General features: G+C 73.6%; 1 protein-coding gene. It reads right to left on the bottom strand.

Translation table 11 applies throughout. From position 1 onward, the window contains the following. Positions 1-48: 48 nt before the first annotated feature. On the bottom strand, positions 49-387 hold a 339-nt coding region (locus AA75_RS44945; RefSeq protein WP_033824689.1), incomplete at its 5' end, for a carbonic anhydrase.

Here is a 387-nt window from a genome sequence, read left to right as displayed (position 1 = left end):
CGGCCCGGACGCCATCGGCCGGACCGCGGGTGGGAGGGGCGGGGAGGGTCAGGGGCGGACTTCCCGGAGCAGGCCGGTGTGGACGTCGAAGACGAACCCGCGGACGTCGTCGGTGTGCGGGAGGAAGGGGGAGGTGCGGACCCGCTGCATCGACTGGCGGACGTCACCGTCCAGGTCGACGAAGGACTCCACCGCCCACTGCGGCCGCTGGCCGACCTCCAGCTCCAGCTCCCGGCGGAAGTCCTCGGTCAGGCCGAGCAGGCCGCAGCCGGTGTGGTGGATCAGCGCCACCGAGCGGGTGCCCAGGGCGCGCTGGCTGATGGTGAGCGAGCGGATGGTGTCGTCGGTGACGACCCCGCCCGCGTTGCGGATGATGTGGGCGTCGCC

Origin of the sequence: Kitasatospora sp. MBT63, from assembly GCF_000710465.2 — a bacterium.
GTDB lineage: Bacteria > Actinomycetota > Actinomycetes > Streptomycetales > Streptomycetaceae > Kitasatospora.
Note: the sequence above shows the minus strand (reverse complement) of the source record. Positions and strands in the feature narration are given on the sequence as shown.